At 39.9% G+C, this 253-nt stretch carries 1 protein-coding gene; it reads left to right on the forward strand.

Annotation, left to right across the window (positions count from 1 at the left end):
- Positions 1-253: hypothetical protein (locus tag RT99_RS25385; protein WP_042565731.1), on the forward strand; the 253-nt coding region annotated here is incomplete at both ends.

The following is a 253-nucleotide window of genomic DNA, read 5'->3' on the forward strand; positions in this document are numbered from 1 at the left end:
GAATGCAGGAACGTATACCAATACATGGACCGTTACGGATGATTGTGGAAATGTTTCTGATACTTTCACTCAGGTAATTACTATTCAGGACACTACAAAACCAACATGGACAACAACTGCTAATGAATTAGACTTAACTTTGGAATGTAGTGATTTATCTGCCTTGGCTTCCGCGCAAGCGTTATTCCCAACAGCTTCTGATTTATGCGATGCCGATGTTTTGAATGTCGTAAAAATCAGCGGACAGTTTGTA

The sequence above is a fragment of the Flavobacterium sp. MEB061 genome (assembly GCF_000834715.1).
In the GTDB taxonomy this organism is placed as follows: domain Bacteria; phylum Bacteroidota; class Bacteroidia; order Flavobacteriales; family Flavobacteriaceae; genus Flavobacterium; species Flavobacterium pectinovorum.